This is a genomic window from Pectobacterium araliae (assembly GCF_037076465.1).
GTDB lineage: Bacteria > Pseudomonadota > Gammaproteobacteria > Enterobacterales > Enterobacteriaceae > Pectobacterium > Pectobacterium araliae.
Window position 1 is genome coordinate 731907 of sequence record NZ_AP028908.1, and the last position, 17386, is coordinate 749292.

15 protein-coding genes are annotated in these 17386 nt (G+C 54.0%); 11 read left to right on the forward strand and 4 right to left on the reverse strand.

Annotated elements, in window-relative coordinates; genetic code table 11:
* Positions 1 to 69: 69 nt before the first annotated feature.
* The gene (locus AACH44_RS03305) at positions 70 to 360 is read right to left on the reverse strand and encodes a DUF1435 domain-containing protein (RefSeq protein ID WP_261847139.1); all 291 of its coding nucleotides are present in this window, start codon (positions 358 to 360) and stop codon (positions 70 to 72) included.
* Between the two features lie 106 nt (positions 361 to 466).
* Positions 467 to 1369, reverse strand: coding sequence for a LysR family transcriptional regulator (locus tag AACH44_RS03310; RefSeq protein ID WP_261847140.1), 903 nt, complete (start codon positions 1367 to 1369; stop codon positions 467 to 469).
* A gap of 129 nt (positions 1370 to 1498) precedes the next feature.
* Between AACH44_RS03310 and budA the strand changes: the two genes are divergently transcribed.
* Positions 1499 to 2281 carry an acetolactate decarboxylase gene (gene budA, locus AACH44_RS03315; protein ID WP_261847141.1) on the forward strand — a complete coding sequence of 261 codons (783 nt, stop codon included), beginning with the start codon at positions 1499 to 1501 and terminating at the stop codon, positions 2279 to 2281.
* Positions 2282 to 2302: 21 nt separating this feature from the next.
* Complete coding sequence (gene alsS, locus AACH44_RS03320) at positions 2303 to 3982, forward strand: acetolactate synthase AlsS (RefSeq protein ID WP_261847142.1); 1680 nt, start codon at positions 2303 to 2305, stop codon at positions 3980 to 3982.
* A gap of 87 nt (positions 3983 to 4069) precedes the next feature.
* Here alsS and fucO read toward each other — a convergent pair whose 3' ends face one another.
* Positions 4070 to 5221, reverse strand: coding sequence for a lactaldehyde reductase (gene fucO / locus AACH44_RS03325; RefSeq protein ID WP_261847143.1), 1152 nt, complete (start codon positions 5219 to 5221; stop codon positions 4070 to 4072).
* 563 nt (positions 5222 to 5784) lie between these two features.
* Between fucO and gcvT the strand changes: the two genes are divergently transcribed.
* The 3 genes from gcvT to gcvP all read left to right on the forward strand — a co-directional run bounded on the left by gcvT (position 5785) and on the right by gcvP (position 10340).
* A complete protein-coding gene (gene gcvT, locus AACH44_RS03330) occupies positions 5785 to 6900 on the forward strand; it encodes a glycine cleavage system aminomethyltransferase GcvT (RefSeq protein ID WP_261847144.1) in 1116 nt (371 codons plus the stop codon).
* A 59-nt stretch (positions 6901 to 6959) separates the two neighbouring features.
* The gene (gcvH, locus tag AACH44_RS03335; RefSeq protein WP_261847145.1) at positions 6960 to 7352 is read left to right on the forward strand and encodes a glycine cleavage system protein GcvH; all 393 of its coding nucleotides are present in this window, start codon (positions 6960 to 6962) and stop codon (positions 7350 to 7352) included.
* A 114-nt stretch (positions 7353 to 7466) separates the two neighbouring features.
* Positions 7467 to 10340 (forward strand): aminomethyl-transferring glycine dehydrogenase, encoded by a 2874-nt coding sequence (gene gcvP, locus AACH44_RS03340; RefSeq protein WP_261847146.1) that lies wholly within the window; start codon positions 7467 to 7469, stop codon positions 10338 to 10340.
* Between the two features lie 147 nt (positions 10341 to 10487).
* Here gcvP and AACH44_RS03345 read toward each other — a convergent pair whose 3' ends face one another.
* Positions 10488 to 10865, reverse strand: coding sequence for a winged helix-turn-helix transcriptional regulator (locus AACH44_RS03345; protein ID WP_261847147.1), 378 nt, complete (start codon positions 10863 to 10865; stop codon positions 10488 to 10490).
* A gap of 104 nt (positions 10866 to 10969) precedes the next feature.
* Between AACH44_RS03345 and AACH44_RS03350 the strand changes: the two genes are divergently transcribed.
* From AACH44_RS03350 to AACH44_RS03375, 6 genes are all read left to right on the forward strand, one after another.
* A complete protein-coding gene (locus AACH44_RS03350) occupies positions 10970 to 11719 on the forward strand; it encodes an SDR family oxidoreductase (protein ID WP_261847320.1) in 750 nt (249 codons plus the stop codon).
* Positions 11720 to 11958: 239 nt separating this feature from the next.
* On the forward strand, positions 11959 to 12831 hold the full coding sequence (locus AACH44_RS03355; RefSeq protein ID WP_261847148.1) for a carbohydrate ABC transporter permease: 873 nt from the start codon (positions 11959 to 11961) through the stop codon (positions 12829 to 12831).
* Positions 12821 to 13726, forward strand: a complete 906-nt coding sequence (locus AACH44_RS03360) for a carbohydrate ABC transporter permease (RefSeq protein ID WP_261847149.1) — start codon at positions 12821 to 12823, stop codon at positions 13724 to 13726. The genes AACH44_RS03355 and AACH44_RS03360 overlap by 11 nt, the downstream gene beginning before the upstream one ends.
* Before the next feature lie 237 nt (positions 13727 to 13963).
* Positions 13964 to 14788 (forward strand): phosphodiesterase, encoded by an 825-nt coding sequence (locus tag AACH44_RS03365; protein ID WP_261847150.1) that lies wholly within the window; start codon positions 13964 to 13966, stop codon positions 14786 to 14788.
* Entirely contained in the window at positions 14788 to 15876 is a 1089-nt protein-coding gene (locus AACH44_RS03370) for an ABC transporter ATP-binding protein (protein ID WP_261847151.1), read from the forward strand. The genes AACH44_RS03365 and AACH44_RS03370 overlap by 1 nt, the downstream gene beginning before the upstream one ends.
* Positions 15869 to 17176: an ABC transporter substrate-binding protein gene (locus tag AACH44_RS03375; protein WP_261847152.1), complete on the forward strand. Its 1308-nt coding sequence runs from the start codon at positions 15869 to 15871 to the stop codon at positions 17174 to 17176. The genes AACH44_RS03370 and AACH44_RS03375 overlap by 8 nt, the downstream gene beginning before the upstream one ends.
* Positions 17177 to 17386: the final 210 nt, after the last annotated feature.

Sequence of the window (17386 nt, forward strand, 5' to 3'; positions counted from 1 at the left end):
TCCTTCTCTAGCTATTTATTCCCTCTCTAGCTATAGCGCTTTTCTCCGTCTATGTACCATTCATCGTTTTTATAGCGTCGTTAGATTAAACATAACCAACAGCGCCGCCAAACCGCCCGCCAGCACAATACAGGATGGCAGCAGCAAGTAGTGACGCAAACGTTGATGAAATAGCATGGCAAGCGTCGCCAGCAGGGCGATGGCGATAATCACTTTTAGATGCGTCAGATTCAGGTTGAGTAGCGCCAATAGCGGCATGATGGCGCAAGGCAACAGCACGCCCCAGGCGCTAGACAGATGTTTCCCCATACACCAACTCACGCCCCATAGCCCGCAGGCTGTGATCATTGCTGTCAGCATTTTGCCATCCGGTAAAGGTGATAATGATAACCAATATCATATAAGAATTTATATCAATTACTAGTTTTTTGACGGGGTGATGGCCGTAATTTTCACCATAGCCGCATTAATCGGGATGCGGGTTGTTCAGATGCTGGCGAATCAGGTGGATCAGATTCACGATCGCGGCCGATCGTTCATGTTTACGCCAAATAGCCGCAATTTGTGTGTGGACTTCGGGCATGCCGATATCATGATAGGTCACATTATCGGCCTTAACACAGGCGAGTGACTCTGGGACAAGCGTAATGCCGAAGCCCGCAGCGACCATCCCGATGGTAGCCATCAACTGTGGTGCAAAGGGACTGGGTCTAGGGCCATAGCCTGACAGGTAACAGGTACGAATAATCATATCGTGCAGCCCTGGACACACCTCGCGTGGGAAAATAATCAACGGTTCCTGACGCAGTTCGCTCAGCGAAATCTGCGCTTTGTGGCTAAGCGTATGCCCTGCGGGTAACACCAATTTCATCGGCTCTTCAGCCAAAATTTCCCCGTTAATATCATCACTGAGGTCGCAGGGTAAGCGCAGAAAGGCGATATCGATATGGCGTTCTTGCAGCGCGGTGATGAGCGTGGCCGGATTTTCTTCTTTCGGTAGTGGTTGAACGTGCGGATGTTGCTGACAGTAGCGGTGTAATAGCGCCAGTACGGTCGGGTGAAACATGGCCGACGGCGAGAAACCTATGTTCAGGCTCCCTTTCTCACCTCGCGCAATACTCCTTGTCCGTGCGATCGCCGAATCGGTGAGTTGGAGAATTCGGCATGCATCCTCATACAATGCGTGTCCCGCCTCTGTCATTTCTACGCCGCGCGTCAGTCGTTTGAACAGCGGTGTGCCTAGCTCCTGTTCGAATTTCTTGATCTGCTGGCTGAGGGGCGGCTGTGACATCCCCAGATTTTCTGCCGCCCGTGTGAAATGTCGCGCTTGCGCAACGGCGACAAAATAGCGCAGATAACGTAGTTCCATTCACGTAACTCCATATGTTTCCGATCTTGAAATGACCTTCATTGCATATTGGAATTTTGTTCTCTCTCGCGTCAATCTTTATCTAAAGATTAGTAATATTTAAGTAATGGATGCAGTGAGAAGGAATGTATGAAAACGAGTATCAGTGAACAATCCTGTGAGGAAGCCTTTGCCAGCTATGCCTATGATTTTAGACGGCAGCATGCAGACAGCGTTATTTATCAGACTTCATTAATGAGTGGGCTAATAAATGGCGTATACGAAGGTAGCCGAACGATGGCTGAACTACTGGAGCATGGTGACTTTGGATTAGGAACATTTAATAGTTTGGATGGGGAACTGGTTGCATTAAATAGTCAGATTTTCCAGTTGTTATCTGATGGCAGCGCACGGGCGGCGAAGCCTGAGCAGAAAACGCCATTCGCGGTCATGACGTTCTTTCGCCCGACGGAAACGATCCGTTTTGATCGCTGGATCTCGCGTGAAGGCGTGCATCGCCAGATCGATGAGATCGTGGGAACGGACAATCTGTTCTGTGCCTTGCGGATTGATGGGAATTTTCGCTGCGTTGAAACGCGCACCGTCCCTCGACAGTGCCGACCTTATAAACCGATGCAGGAAGCGATTGAAGGGCAACCAACATTTCATTTTGAACACCGTAGCGGCAGCGTTATTGGTTTTCGTAGTCCAGCTTACACTCAGGGAATTAATGTCGCGGGTTACCACGAACATTTCATTACTGACGATCGCCAGGGAGGTGGCCATATTCTGAATTATGACGTCGAACACGGCACGCTGATATTTGGTGTGATTGCCAAACTGATCATCGATCTGCCTCAGGATCGGGAATTTCTCAATGCCGATCTGTCCTCAGAAAACCTCAATAGCGTCATCCAGTCAGTAGAGAGTTAGTCATTTCATCGGAGTTATGTCATGGAAAAGTCCACCGAACAGCAAAGCTGGAGTTGCGGAGCCGCGCTGATTGTAAAACACCTGGAAGCGCAGGGCGTGAAGCATATTTTTGGTATTCCCGGCGCAAAAATCGATCGTGTGTTTGATGAGCTGGAAGACTCGACGATCCAAACGATCCCAGTTCGGCATGAGGCGAACGGCGCGTTTATGGCGGCAGCGATAGGACGTCTCACGGGGAAAGCGGGGGTGACGCTGGTGACATCCGGCCCCGGCTGTTCAAATTTAGTCACTGGGCTGGCAACGGCGACCGCAGAGGGGGACGCGGTTGTGGCGCTGGGTGGGGCGGTGAAACGGGCGGATAAGCTTAAGTTGACGCACCAGAGTCTGGATACCGTCAGTCTGTTTCAGCCCGTCAGTAAATTCAGTGCGGAAATCACCGCACCTTCCGCTATATCGGAAGTGTTGGCGAATGCTTTCAGGTCTGCGGAAAGTGGTCGTCCGGGGGCGGCGTTTGTCAGCCTGCCGCAGGATATCGTTAATGAACCGGTTATTAGCCCGGTGCTGGCCTGTCCGATTTTGCCGCTGTTAAACGGCGCGCCGCATCGCGACATCACTGAAGCGGCTAAACGGCTGCGGCAGGCTAAAAATCCGGTGTTGCTGCTCGGATTAATGGCCAGCCAGCAGGAAAATGCGCAGGCACTACGCCGTTTTCTGCGCCACAGCCAGTTGCCGGTGACCAGTACGTATCAGGCTGCGGGAGTCATCGATCAGCAACAATTCAATCATTTTGCCGGGCGTATTGGGTTATTTAACAATCAGGCAGGTGACAAGCTGCTACAGCAGGCGGATGTAATCGTCACTGTAGGTTACAGCCCGATTGAGTATGATCCATCGTTGTGGAATAGCGGCAAAGCGACGCTGATCCACATCGATGTGCTACAAGCGGAGATCGACAGTGCTTACCGGCCTGATATCGAGCTGATCGGGAATATCGCGATGACGGTGGACGCGCTGAATGCGTGTATCAGTGAATCGTTTATCTTGTCTGCTGATACACAGTCCGTATTGCAGGATCGGCAGCGTCAGCGGCACGATCTCAGCACTCGCGCCATCAACATGGCGGGGTTTGCGATTCACCCTCTGCGGTTGGTGCGCGCGATGCAGGATATCGTGAATGAGGATGTCACGTTGTGTGTCGATATGGGGAGTTTCCATATCTGGCTGGCGCGTTACCTGTATAGCTTCCGGGCACGACAGATTCTGATGACTAACGGTCAGCAGACCATGGGCGTAGCGTTGCCGTGGGCAATCGCCGCATCGCTGGTACAACCCGGCAAAAAAGTGGTGTCTGTTTCTGGCGACGGCGGGTTTATGCAATCCAGCATGGAGCTGGAAACGGCGGTGCGTCTGAAAAGCAATCTCCTGCATATCATCTGGGTGGATAACGGCTACAACATGGTGGAAATCCAACAGTTGCATAAATACCATCGTCCGGCGGGCGTAGCGTTTGGGCCGATTGATTTCAAAGCCTATGCGGAAGCCTTTGGCGCAAAAGGGTTTGCGGTGGAATCGGCTGATGAACTGGTCAGCAAACTCCGTCAGGCAATGGACGTTGACGGCCCAGCGGTGATTGCCATCCCGGTTGATTATTCCGATAACCATTGGCTGATGGAGAACCTGAATATCAGTGTGCTGATTTAGTGTGTATAAATGCTGTGCCCGCCTACTAATGATAGCGGGCACAAAATAGAGCCTTGTTGTCATGCGCAAATAAAAATTTGTAACCCCTTAATAAATAGACTGATACAGCGCTTTAATGTCGTTGATGTTCGTATCGCGTGGGTTACCGCCAGTGCAGACATCGTCAAAGGCGGCCTGCGCCAGCGCGGGAATGTCCTCTTCTCTCACCCCAACATCGCGCAGTCTCGGTGGAATATCCACATCGTGAGACAGTTGCCGAACCGCGTGAATCGCCGCTTCCCGCGCCTGAGCAATCGGCATGTCTGCCGCACCTTTTACCCCCATCGCAACGGCGATATCCCGGAATTTTTCACCCGTGTAATCGGCGTTGTAGGCCATGATATGCGGCAGCAGGATCGCGTTAGCGACGCCGTGTGGCGTGTTGTAGAACGCACCGAGCGGATGCGCCATGCCGTGAACCAGCCCAAGCCCAACGTTCGAGAATCCCATACCGGCAATGTATTGTCCCAGCGCCATCTCTTCCACGCTTTTCGGCTTCCCGGCGACGGAATCGCGCAGTGAACGGCTGATTATTTCAATGGCCTTCAGGTGCAGCGTATCGGTCAGTTCCCAGGCAGCTTTGGTGGTGAAACCTTCAATGGCGTGCGTCAGGGCGTCAATCCCCGTGGCGGCTTTCAGCGAGGCAGGCATGCTCATCATCATATCGGGATCGACGATGGCGACAATCGGAATGTCATGCGGATCGACACACACGAATTTGCGGCGTTTTTCTTCGTCTGTGATGACGTAGTTAATGGTGACTTCTGCGGCTGTGCCGGAGGTGGTCGGGATCGCGATAATCGGCACGGCGGGGCGTCGGGTGGCGGCAACGCCTTCGAGGCTGCGAACATCGGTGAATTCAGGGTTATTGATAATAATCCCGATGGCTTTACAGGTGTCCTGCGGTGAGCCGCCGCCAATCGCGATCAGGTAATCCGCCTGCGATGACTTGAAACGTTCGACGCCCCTTTCCACCACGGAGATGGTGGGATTGGGAATCACCTCATCGTAAATATCGTAGGGCAACCCTGCCGTATCCAGCTTTTCCGTCACCTTGGCAACGACGCCAAATTTCACCAAGTCTTTGTCCGTCACCAACAGGGCTTTCTTGAACCCCCGCCGCTTCACTTCATCGACAATCTGAGCGACAGCGCCCGCGCCAAAATAGGATGTTTCATTAAGAATCATTCTGTTAGCCATTATTTCTCTCCTCATAACGTTTGATTTTGATAAAGCGAAAAATACATACCGCACAATTCCCTGTTATTAGTATGGATAAAATGTGCTATGAGTGCCTTCTGTTTGCTGCCATGTACACCTTGTACGCTGGCACTAAGGTAAAGACGCCTGAGAAGTGGCTCACAGAATCGTGATGATGGCAGCATAACGGCGGGAGTAAGGCTGGGGTTCGCTGTTGGGTTTTGATTGAAAAAATCTAATTTAAGCCTGTTTTTATCATTACATTATCTAATCTGAATGGATTTTTTATTTAGGTGGCATTACCTTAGTTATCCAGTTTTAATGCCATTAATCTGTTTTATCTGCGCAATTAAATAATTTACGTGCTTAATTTAATCAATTATTAAGCATATTACGCTGCTTTATTTTTTGTGAGTGGTCCGGCTTTCTTCGCTTTATATATAATTTATCTTATGGCTAAGGGTGTGGTTTAACCTGTGCTTCGGTGGTAAGTTCAGTCAGAAGATATCGTTTGCGCAGTGTGTTTTATCACCTGAACGCCATGCGCTGAAGAGGGATGAGGAATGGCAAAGCAGACCCCGTTGTACCAACAACATCTGGCCGATGGTGCCAAAATGGTGGACTTTCATGGTTGGATGATGCCACTGCACTACGGCTCCCAACTGGACGAACACCACATTGTGCGTCGGGACGCTGGCATTTTTGATGTCTCCCACATGACCATCGTCGATTTGCACGGTGCGAGAACGCGTGAATTCCTGCGTTATCTGCTGGCGAATGATGTCGCCAAACTCACACAACCGGGCAAAGCGCTGTATACCGGCATGCTGAATGCTTCCGGTGGTGTGATCGATGATCTGATCGTTTATTTTCTCACAGAAAACGATTTCCGACTGGTGGTGAACTCCGCAACGCGTGGAAAAGATCTCGCCTGGATCGGGCAGCATGCCGCACCGTTCGGGGTTGAAATCCGCGAGCGCGACGATCTGGCGCTGGTTGCGGTGCAAGGTCCGCAGGCGCAGGAAAAAGTTCAAGAAATCCTGAAGGCAAAAGGCCTGAGTGATACCGACGTGGCAGCGGTTGCCAGCATGAAGCCGTTTTTTGGCAAGCAGGCGGGCGACTTCTTCGTCGCCACGACGGGTTATACGGGTGAAGCGGGTTATGAAATCGCGCTGCCGAATGAGCAGGTGGTCGATTTCTGGCAACAACTGCTGGCGGTTGGTGTGAAGCCATGTGGGCTGGGCGCACGCGATACGTTGCGGCTGGAAGCGGGGATGAACCTGTACGGTCAGGATATGGATGAGGGCATTTCGCCGCTGGCGGCCAATATGGGCTGGACAATCGCCTGGCAGCCGGAGGATCGTGAGTTTATCGGGCGTGAGGCATTAACGCATCAGCGTGAAAAAGGCACCGAGCAACTGGTTGGTTTGGTGCTGACGGAAAAAGGCGTATTGCGCAATGATTTACCTGTGCGCTTTACTGATAGTGATGGCGTGGTGTGCGAAGGGGTGATCACCAGCGGATCGTTCTCGCCGACGCTTGGCGTCAGTATCGCGCTGGCGCGTGTTCCGCTGGGGATTGGTGAACAGGCGATAGTGCAGATTCGTAACCGCGAACTGCCTGTCCATGTGACCAAACCCGGTTTTGTCCGTGCCGGAAAAGCCATCGTTCAGTATTAATAGCCGCTTGCCTGTAAAGATAAGCGCATAGGATTAATGACTTTAGGAAAGGGGATGCAATGAGCAACGTACCAACAGAATTAAAATACACCACGTCGCACGAATGGGTGCTGCATGAGGGCGGCGGTATCTACAGCGTGGGCATTACCGAGCACGCGCAGGAGCTCCTGGGTGACATGGTGTTTATCGATTTACCGGAAGTGGGTACGGTCGTCGCCGCAGGCGATGATTGCGCGGTGGCGGAGTCGGTAAAAGCCGCGTCGGATATTTATGCGCCCATCAGCGGTGAGATCGTAGAAGTTAACGAGGATTTGGAAGGTTCCCCTGAGCTGGTCAACAGCGCACCTTATACCGACGGCTGGCTGTTCCGCATCAGAATTTCTGATGAGTCTGATTTGGATGAATTGCTTGATGCCGAAGGCTATCAGGCATCACTAGAAGAAGACGAGTAGTTATCGCGCCCTAGCCTCTATGCTGGGGCGTGTTGTTTTATGCGCCCGCGTCATATTTTGGCGCGGCAGCTATCACGATTGATGCAGGCACGATTGATGCAGGAAATTACTGTAATGACCCAGACACTCAGTCAACTCGAATATGACGGCGCGTTTATCGAGCGCCATATCGGCCCCTCCGTCAGCCAGCAGCAGCACATGCTGTCGGTGGTGGGGGCGACGTCGCTGGAAGCACTGATCCGCCAGATTGTCCCGGCGGACATTCAACTGCCTAGCCCGCCAGCGGTGGGGGAAGCCGTGACCGAGCATGAGGCGTTAGCTGAGTTGAAGGTCATTGCAGGACGCAATCAACGTTATAAAAGCTACATCGGCATGGGCTATAGCGCGGTGCTGATGCCGCCAGTGATTTTACGTAACGTGCTGGAAAACCCAGGCTGGTACACCGCCTATACGCCGTACCAGCCCGAAGTCTCTCAGGGACGGCTGGAAGCGCTACTGAATTTCCAGCAGGTTACACAGGATCTAACCGGATTGGATCTGGCCTCCGCGTCGCTGCTGGATGAAGCCACTGCCGCAGCGGAAGCGATGGCGATGGCAAAACGTATCAGTAAACTCAAACAGGCCGAACGTTTCTTTGTTGCCGACGATGTGCATCCGCAAACGCTGGATGTGGTGCGTACTCGTGCGGAAACCTTCGGTTTTGAAATTGTTGTCGGTAAGGCGGAAGATGCGCTGAAAGACGATGCGGTGTTTGGCGTGTTGTTGCAACAGGCAGGGACGACGGGCGAACTGCACGATTACAGCGACCTGATGGCGGCACTGAAAGCACGTAAGGTCGTCACCTGCGTGGCGTCGGATATCATGGCGCTGGTACTGCTGACCGCGCCGGGCAAGCAGGGGGCGGATATTGTCTTCGGTTCTGCACAGCGCTTTGGCGTGCCGATGGGCTACGGCGGGCCACACGCGGCGTTCTTCGCCTGTCGTGATGAACATAAACGTGCCATGCCGGGCCGTATCATCGGCGTGTCGCGCGATGCGGCAGGCAACACCGCGCTGCGTATGGCGATGCAGACGCGTGAACAGCATATTCGTCGCGAGAAGGCGAACTCCAATATTTGTACTTCGCAGGTGTTGCTGGCCAACATTGCGGGGATGTATGCGGTATTCCACGGGCCGGAAGGGCTCAAACGTATTGCAGGGCGCATCCATCGTCTGACCGATATTCTGGCGGCAGGATTAACGCAGGGCGGGTTGCTGCTGCGCCATCGCAGCTGGTTTGACACGCTGACCATTGAGGTTACGGATAAGGACGCGGTACTGAGCCGGGCATTAAGTTTTGGCATCAACCTCAGAGGCGATTTAGCAAGTGCTGTGGGCATCACGCTGGATGAAGCAACCACGCGTGAAGATGTGCTGGCGCTGTTCGCCGTGCTGTTAGGTGACGATCATGGGCTGGATATTGACGCGCTTGATGCGGCCGTTGCTCAGCAGGCTGCGACGATCCCGCCTGCTCTGTTGCGCCACGATGCGATCCTGTCGCATCCGGTTTTCAATCGCTATCACAGCGAAACTGAAATGATGCGCTACTTGCACCGTCTGGCGCGTAAGGATCTGGCGCTCAATCAGGCGATGATCCCGCTCGGTTCCTGCACCATGAAGCTCAACGCGGCAGCGGAAATGCTGCCGATTACCTGGCCGGAATTTGCCGAACTGCATCCATTCTGCCCGCTGGAACAGGCACTGGGCTATCGCCAGATGATCGAACAGCTCTCCGGCTGGCTGGTACAACTGACGGGCTATGATGAGATTTGCATGCAGCCCAATTCGGGCGCACAGGGCGAGTATGCGGGGCTACTGGCGATCCGTCGCTATCATGAAAGCCGCAATGAAGCTGGCCGTAATCTCTGTCTGATTCCTAGCTCCGCCCACGGTACTAATCCCGCATCGGCGCAGATGGCGGGGATGGACGTGGTGGTGGTCGCCTGTGACAAGCAGGGCAATATCGATCTGCACGATCTGCGTGAGAAATCGCAGGCGGCGGGCGAACAGCTTTCCTGCATTATGGTGACCTATCCATCCACCCACGGCGTCTATGAAGAGACGATCCGCGAAGTGTGCCAGATCGTGCATCAATACGGCGGTCAGGTGTATCTGGATGGCGCGAACATGAATGCACAGGTTGGCATTACCACGCCGGGTTACATTGGCGCTGATGTATCGCACCTGAACCTGCATAAAACCTTTTGTATTCCGCACGGCGGTGGCGGACCGGGCATGGGGCCGATTGGCGTGAAAGCACATCTGGCACCGTTTGTGCCGGGGCATCAGGTGGTAAAAATCGAGGGTGTACTGACGGAGCAGGGCGCAGTCTCTGCGGCACCGTTCGGCAGCGCTTCTATTCTGCCGATTAGCTGGATGTACATTCGCATGATGGGAGCGGAAGGGCTGAAACAGGCTAGCCAGATGGCGATCCTGAATGCTAACTACATCGCGACGCGCTTGCAGCAGGCCTATCCGGTGCTCTACACCGGCCGTGACGGTCGCGTGGCGCACGAGTGCATTCTGGATATCCGTCCACTTAAGGAAAGCACGGGGATTAGCGAGATGGATATCGCCAAACGTCTGATCGACTACGGTTTCCATGCGCCGACCATGTCGTTCCCGGTCGCGGGTACGTTGATGGTGGAGCCAACGGAATCGGAAAGTCAGGTAGAGATCGATCGTTTTATCGATGCGATGCTGGCGATCCGTGCCGAAATCAATCGCGTTGCGCAGGGCGAATGGCCGCTGGACGACAACCCGCTGGTGAACGCGCCGCATACGCAGGCGGAGCTGGTGGCCGATTGGACACATCCGTACAGCCGTGAGCTGGCGGTATTCCCGGTTGGCAGCGAACACAAATATTGGCCGAGCGTGAAGCGTCTGGACGATGTCTACGGCGATCGTAACCTATTCTGTTCGTGTGTACCGATGAGCGACTATGCGTAGTTAATCACGCTGGGCGTTGAATCAGCGGTGTGGTTATTCATTATCTTTTCCAGCCTCCTCTACTCAGGGGAGGCTTAATTGACTGATTTTAATTCTTCCTTTCCATTACTAGCCTCTAATAACCTGCTGCGCTGAGGCACATCGACTTTAGTCATCATCAGCCAATGTCTTACCATGTGTTCTCATCCAGTCTGCCAGTGAATCCAGCGTTGGTTGGAGCGATTTGCCCAACGGGGTGATCTGGTACTCCACGCGCGGCGGCACTTCGGCATACACCTTGCGCTTCACCAGTTTGCGCTGCTCGAACAGGCGCAGTTGTCGTGTCAGTTCCTTCTGAGTGATGGGGGCGATAGCGCGTTGTAATGCACTGAAACGCACGGGCTCGCCGATCACTATCAGGCGGTACAGTATGGGAATCGCCCATTTTCCCGCGATGAGGTTGACGAAATTCACCATTGGGCACGGTTCTGCAATGTCAGATGGTGAGGAAGGGGACGTGTTTGCTACTGGGCCGTGAACAGACATAAGGTTCCAATACCCTCTTTAGTATCCAATTGGTGCCTACTTACAAAAGTATACTATTGATGAAATACTGCCGTTTTTCAAGCAACACGACAGGACACATCATGATGAAACGACTGCAAGATAAGTTTGCTTTGATCACCGGGGGCACCAGCGGTATTGGGATAGAAACCGCACGTCAGTTTCTGGCCGAAGGGGCGACGGTCGCCATCACTGGACGCGATGAGAAAACGTTGGCACGTGCGCAGGCTGAGTTGGGCCATTCCACGCTGGCGATCCGTTGCGACGCTGGAGATATCCGTGCCCAGCACGATCTGGCACAGACGCTGACGCAGCACTGGCCGCGTCTGGACGTGCTGTATGCCAATGCTGGCGATGTCACCCATCGTCCGCTGGAAAGTTGGGACGAGTCAGCCTGGGATCGGCTTATGGCGACTAACCTTAAGGGGCCATTCTTTCTGGTTCAGGCACTGCTGCCGCTGCTGAACAACCCGGCATCGGTGATTTTGTGTGGATCAACCAGCGCCCATATCGGCCTACCGCAAAGCAGCGCCTACGCCGCGAGTAAAGCAGGATTACTCTCACTGGTGCGCACGCTATCGGCGGAACTGGTGACGCGCGGCATTCGGGTTAACGGCTTGAGTCCGGGTCCGACTGAAACCCCTGCACTGGATAAATTAGGTCTTTCTCCCGAACAGCAATCCGCCATGCAGGAGCAAATTCGACAACTGGTGCCGATTGGCCGTATGGGAACCCCTTGGGAACTGGCGAAAGCGGCGGTTTTTCTCGCTTCTGACGAGTCCCGCTTTGTGGTTGGAACGGAACTGTTGGTCGACGGTGGTGTGGCTAATCTGTAGAAGCATGCATTGTTCTTTCAACGTATGCGGACTGAATGAGCCGTCGGCACTGATGACGAACGAGTAGTACCATCATGCTGTTTTCAACTGCGCTGGCAGAATTCATTCTGGGCCTGCGAAATCATTCGCAGGCATATTTTCCCTATCCGAAAACAAACTGTCATTAAACTGACGCCCCAGTGACACGCTAGCGTTCTAGGGTAAGGCCTCTGTATTTCACACTGAGCGACCCTTGAGTTATGCGTGCAAAATGTTTTCCCTATCTTGTGCTGTTGCCGACGCTGGTTTTTTTGCTTGCCTTCACTTATTTCCCTCTGCTGCGTTCGGTCATCGACAGCCTGTATGACACGCGGCTGAATGCCGACACTCCGCTGTTCGTCGGTATGGATAACTTTGTGCGTCTGGTGCAGGACACGGTGTTCTGGCAAGCCTTGCTGAACAACGTGCTGTATATCCTGATGACGGTCGTACCCGGTGTGCTGCTGGCACTGTTACTGGCGGTGCTGCTGTGGGAAAACACGCGCGTTAACCGCTGGCTGCGTACCGCTTTCTTCTTTCCGATGATTATTCCGCTGGTGAGTGCCGCGACGCTGTGGTTGTTCATTTTTATGCCGGGGCTGGGGCTGCTGGATTACTACCTGGCTAAAGTGTTCGGTCCGATGAACAACAACTACCTCGGCATGAGCGACAGCGCGCTGGTGGCGGTGAGCGTTATCGGCATCTGGAAATTCGCGGGATACTACATGCTTTTTTTTCTCGCGGGTCTGCAAGCCGTTTCTGCTTCCGCACGCGAGGCGGCGCTGATGGAAGGGGCTTCCCGGCGTCAGGTGTTTTTCTACGTCACACTGCCGCTGCTGCGCCCAACCATCGCTTTTGTGGTCACCATCGCTTTTATCTACGCCATTACCCAGATCGACCATGTTGCTGTGATGACGCGCGGCGGGCCGAATAATGCGACGACCGTGCTGCTCTATTACATCCAGGATCTGGCCAATGACACGCACGATCTGGGTAAAGCCTCTGCGGCCACTTTCCTGACGCTGGCGATGCTGTTCGCCTTTTCCATTATGAATCTGAAAGTGCTGGAGAAAGGGGCGCATTATGAGCGTTGATCACCCGCATGTTGAGAACTTAAACGTTAACGTTCGGCATGTTGCAAATCGCAGCATTGCCAACCGCCATCCGCTGCGCATCACAACACGCTTCACGCTGCCGCTGCTGCTGATTTGCGCCGCGTTACTGTGGATCAGTCCGTTTATTTGGATGCTGTCTTCCTCTGTCAGTGCCCGTAGCTTTGGCGTGGATATGGCCTCGCTGTTGCCGCGTCTCCCATTGACATTCGATAACTTCCGCGATGCGTGGGACAGTGCCGACTGGTTACGGCTTTACACCAATACGCTTTTCTTTGCGGTTGGCACCTTTCTGGTACAACTGGTGACGATCACCACGGCGGGCTACATCTTTGCCTATCACGAGTTCCGCGGCAAAACGCTGCTGTTCTACCTGCTGCTGATTCAAATGATGATCATGCCCGTCGTCATGATGGTACCGAACATGATGACGCTCAAACAGCTCGGTCTGCTCAATACCCTGACCGGCGTGATGATGCCGTATTTCGCCTCGGCGTTTGGCGTGTTCCTGATGCGTCAGGCGTTTCTCAATATTGCGAAAGAGATCGAAGAAGCCGCCTTGATGGAAGGTTGCCGTTGGTGGCAGGTGGTGTTTCACGTCCTGATTCCGATGACCTGGCCGTCGATCCTGGCCTTCGCTACGGTCAGCATTACCTATCACTGGAATGAATACCTCTGGCCGCTGATGGTGCTCAACGACCCGGACAAACAGGTGCTGACCATCGGGTTGGTATCGTTCGCGATGGGTGCAGAGTCCGGCGGGCAGTGGGGATTGATCTGCGCGGGCACGCTACTGGTGTGCCTGCCGCTGATGGTGGCCTTTGTCGTATTCCAGAAGCAGTTCCTGAGCAGCTTCGGTTTCTCGGGCATTAAGTGAATCGCTGATAAGGCCATACGGGTTACTTAAGCCCGTTGTTAGGGGAAACACAGGGGGAGGTTCCCGCGGGGAGGGCTCACCCCTGTGATCGCCCCGTGTATCTCGATGCTTAAGCGCTCGGCATTAGGCTATGCGGGTGACTTAATTCTATTTATCAGGAGCGATACGCTCCATGTATCTCGCTCCTTAAACAATCGGCGTTCGCCAACGGGCGAAATAACGGTAAAGGTGGTGGTTATGTTGCTGGCACAAATTTCCGATCTGCATTTTCGCAGTGAGGGACGCAAGCTTTATGAATTTATTGATATTAACGGGGAAAATGCGGAAGTCATCAACCAGTTAAACGCGCTGCGTGAGCGGCCAGATGCCGTCGTGATTAGCGGTGATATCGTTAACTGCGGGCGTCCACAGGAGTATCAGGTAGCACAGCGCGTGTTACAGATGTTGGATTACCCGTTGTACGTGATCCCAGGTAATCATGATGACAAGCAGCATTTTCTCAATGCGATGCGCCCGCTGTGTCCGCAACTGGGTGATGACCCGGAAAATATCCGCTATGCGGTGGATGATTTTCCGATGCGCCTGTTGTTCATCGACACCAGTCTGACAGGGCAATCAAAAGGTTGGTTGACGCCGTCCACGCTGGGCTGGTTGGAGCAGCAATTGCAGGATCACTCGACGCGTGAAACGGCGATCTTCATGCACCACCCGCCGCTGCCGCTGGGGTCGGCACAGATGGATCGTATCGCCTGCGAAAACGGACATGAACTGTTGATGCTGATCGAACGTTTCCCGCAACTCACGCGCGTATTTTGCGGGCATACGCATCGTCTGATCATGACGCAGTATCGGCAGGCGATTATTGCCACCGTACCGGGAACCGTCCATCAGGTTCCGTATTTTTACGAAGACGATGCGCTGTACTACAACCTGGAGCCTGCCAGCGTGGTGATGCATCGCTATGTGCCGGTGACCGGACTGGTGAGCTATTGCCAGTCGATTGCGTCTTACCCCGGCCCTTATCTCTATGACCCTCGAATCAGTTGCCCGGTGGATGCGTAATGGCCGTGATTCAGCTACGTAATATCAGTAAACACTTTGAGCACACGCAGGCGCTGGCATCGCTATCCTTGGATATCGCCGATGGCGAATTTCTGGTACTGGTTGGGCCGTCCGGCTGCGGCAAGAGTACGCTGCTGCGTATGCTGGCTGGTCTGGAAGACGTGAGTGACGGACAGATCCTGCTGGGTGAGGATGACATCACGACATGGAGCCCAAAGCAGCGCAATTTCTCGATGATCTTCCAGAACTATGCACTGTTTCCACACCTGACTGTCGAGCAGAACATCACTTTTGGGATGCGGATGCGCGGTGAGCCGAAAGCGGACTATCCACAGCGGGTGCAGCGTGTTGCCAGTCTGCTTCAGCTTGATCCACTACTCAAACGCAAACCGGGAAAACTGTCCGGCGGTCAGCGTCAACGCGTGGCGATGGCGCGGGCGATCGTGCGCGATCCACATTTGTTTCTGATGGATGAACCGCTGTCGAATCTGGATGCTCGCCTGCGTAGCGACGTGCGGGACGGCATTATGGATCTGCATCGTCAGTTGAAAACGACCACGGTTTACGTCACGCACGATCAGATCGAGGCGATGACGATGGCGGATAGGATCGCCGTGCTGGATCGCGGCGTGCTGCAACAGGTCGGTACACCGGAACAGCTGTACTCTCATCCGGCTAACGTCTTTGTTGCCGGATTTATCGGCACGCCCGCGATGAACATGCTAACGCTGCCCTGTACCGACGGCCATGCGCTTCTACAGGCATTGCCCGTGGCGCTGCCCGCCAGCGAAGAAGCACGGTCATTAACCAGCGTGCTGCTGGGGATTCGCCCTGAGCATATTACCGAACACGCCGCGTCAGACGGCGAGTGGTCATTGCCGGGAACGGTGAAGCAGCGGGAGCTGTTTGGCGCAGAGTATCTGCTTCATGTGGAAACGCCGCTGGGCAATATCCGCTACCGTCGGCCAAATCGCGATGGCGTGCCGGATATCGGTGCGCCTGTTGATCTTCATTTTTCACCGCAGGATTGTCATTGGTTTTCCGGGCAAACCGCCCGTAATTTATCCCAGGAGAAAAGAAATGCGTAAGCCTCGTATGATGGCGCTGGCGGTAGCCTTGCTGATGTCTGGCTCGGCGCTGGCAAAAGAAAATATCGATTTCATGTTCCCCGCGCCGGTGGATGGCAAGCTGACGATGGAAATGACGCGCATCATCAAAGAGTACAACCAATCGCAGGATCAGGTTGAGGTGCGTGGGATCTTCACCGGCAATTACGATACGACAAAAGTAAAAGCGGAAGCCGCTGCCAAAGCGGGCGATCCGCCAGCACTGGTGATTATGTCGGCCAACTTCACCGCCGATCTGGTCATCAAAGATGAAATCCTGCCGATGGACGAGCTGTTCAAATACGGCAATGAAAAAGCCACGCCTTTCCTGACGAAAAACTTCTGGCCTGCGCTGCATCAGAACGCGCAGGTGATGGGGGTGACCTATGCGATCCCGTTCCACAACTCGACGCCGATCCTCTATTACAACGAAGACATGCTGAAGAAGGCGGGTTTTAACGAACCGCCAAAAAACTGGGATGAGGTAGCAGCGGTCGCGAAGAAACTGACCGATCCGGCGAAAGGGCAATGGGGCATCATGATCCCGTCCACGAACGATGACTACGGCGGCTGGATGCTGTCTGCGCTGACGCGTGCCAACGGCGGAGCGTATTATAATGCCGATTATCCGGGTGAAGTGTATTACAACACCGCATCGACCAAAGGCGCGCTCCAGTTTTGGCGCGATCTGGTATACCGCGATAAAGCAATGCCCGCTGGTGTGCTGAATTCCAAGCAAATCAGCGCCGCGTTTTTCTCCGGCAAGCTGGGTATGGCGATGCTGAGCACGGGGGCGCTGGGCTTTATGCGTGAAAACACCAAAGATTTCCAGCTTGGCGTGGCGATGATGCCGGAAAAAGAGCGTCGTGGTGTGACCATCGGCGGGGCGAGTCTGGTGAGCTTCAAAGGGATTTCCGAGGAGCAGAAGAAAGCGGCCTGGCAGTTTATGAACTATCTGGTCAGCCCGGAAGTCAGCGGAAGCTGGAGCCGTTTTACCGGCTACTTTGCACCGCGTATGGCGGCCTACGATCTGCCGGAAATGAAAGACTATCTGGCGAAAGATCCGCGTGCAGCCATTGCCTTGTCGCAGTTGCAATATGCTCATCCGTGGTATGCCACCTATGAAACGGTCGCGGTACGCAAAGCGATGGAAAATCAACTGGCGGCGCTGCTAAACGATCCGGCGAAAAAGGTCGATGATGCCGCTGCCGCTGCACAAAAAGAAGCGGACGGCATCATGGAGCCTTATGTAGATAAAACCGCGTTAAGAGACGTTAAATAACAGCATCTCCCCCCGTTGATATTGACTCAACGGGGTGAGATCGCGTTAATGCGCAGCCTGAGAACGCATACTTGCCGTGTTGGATGACGATGGCAGCGCAAAGGTGGAGATCACAGTAAAGGTGAGCGCGATACTGCCGCCACCGACAAACCCAGGTTATTTGCGATTGTTTTTAAAGACCCCACTCTCTCCTGACGCGAATGCCCGGCG

Excerpts from the sequence above, each read along its gene's own strand:
- gcvT (WP_261847144.1), top strand. The coding sequence starts at position 5,785 with ATGGCAAAGCAGACCCCGTTGTACCAACAACATCTGGCCGATGGTGCC.
- AACH44_RS03375 (WP_261847152.1), top strand. The coding sequence starts at position 15,869 with ATGCGTAAGCCTCGTATGATGGCGCTGGCGGTAGCCTTGCTGATGTCT.
- AACH44_RS03370 (WP_261847151.1), top strand. The coding sequence starts at position 14,788 with ATGGCCGTGATTCAGCTACGTAATATCAGTAAACACTTTGAGCACACG.
- AACH44_RS03345 (WP_261847147.1), bottom strand. The coding sequence starts at position 10,865 with ATGTCTGTTCACGGCCCAGTAGCAAACACGTCCCCTTCCTCACCATCT.
- AACH44_RS03365 (WP_261847150.1), top strand. The coding sequence starts at position 13,964 with ATGTTGCTGGCACAAATTTCCGATCTGCATTTTCGCAGTGAGGGACGC.
- gcvP (WP_261847146.1), top strand. The coding sequence starts at position 7,467 with ATGACCCAGACACTCAGTCAACTCGAATATGACGGCGCGTTTATCGAG.
- AACH44_RS03355 (WP_261847148.1), top strand. The coding sequence starts at position 11,959 with ATGCGTGCAAAATGTTTTCCCTATCTTGTGCTGTTGCCGACGCTGGTT.
- AACH44_RS03360 (WP_261847149.1), top strand. The coding sequence starts at position 12,821 with ATGAGCGTTGATCACCCGCATGTTGAGAACTTAAACGTTAACGTTCGG.
- budA (WP_261847141.1), top strand. The coding sequence starts at position 1,499 with ATGAAAACGAGTATCAGTGAACAATCCTGTGAGGAAGCCTTTGCCAGC.
- gcvH (WP_261847145.1), top strand. The coding sequence starts at position 6,960 with ATGAGCAACGTACCAACAGAATTAAAATACACCACGTCGCACGAATGG.
- AACH44_RS03305 (WP_261847139.1), bottom strand. The coding sequence starts at position 360 with ATGCTGACAGCAATGATCACAGCCTGCGGGCTATGGGGCGTGAGTTGG.
- AACH44_RS03350 (WP_261847320.1), top strand. The coding sequence starts at position 10,970 with ATGAAACGACTGCAAGATAAGTTTGCTTTGATCACCGGGGGCACCAGC.
- fucO (WP_261847143.1), bottom strand. The coding sequence starts at position 5,221 with ATGGCTAACAGAATGATTCTTAATGAAACATCCTATTTTGGCGCGGGC.
- alsS (WP_261847142.1), top strand. The coding sequence starts at position 2,303 with ATGGAAAAGTCCACCGAACAGCAAAGCTGGAGTTGCGGAGCCGCGCTG.
- AACH44_RS03310 (WP_261847140.1), bottom strand. The coding sequence starts at position 1,369 with ATGGAACTACGTTATCTGCGCTATTTTGTCGCCGTTGCGCAAGCGCGA.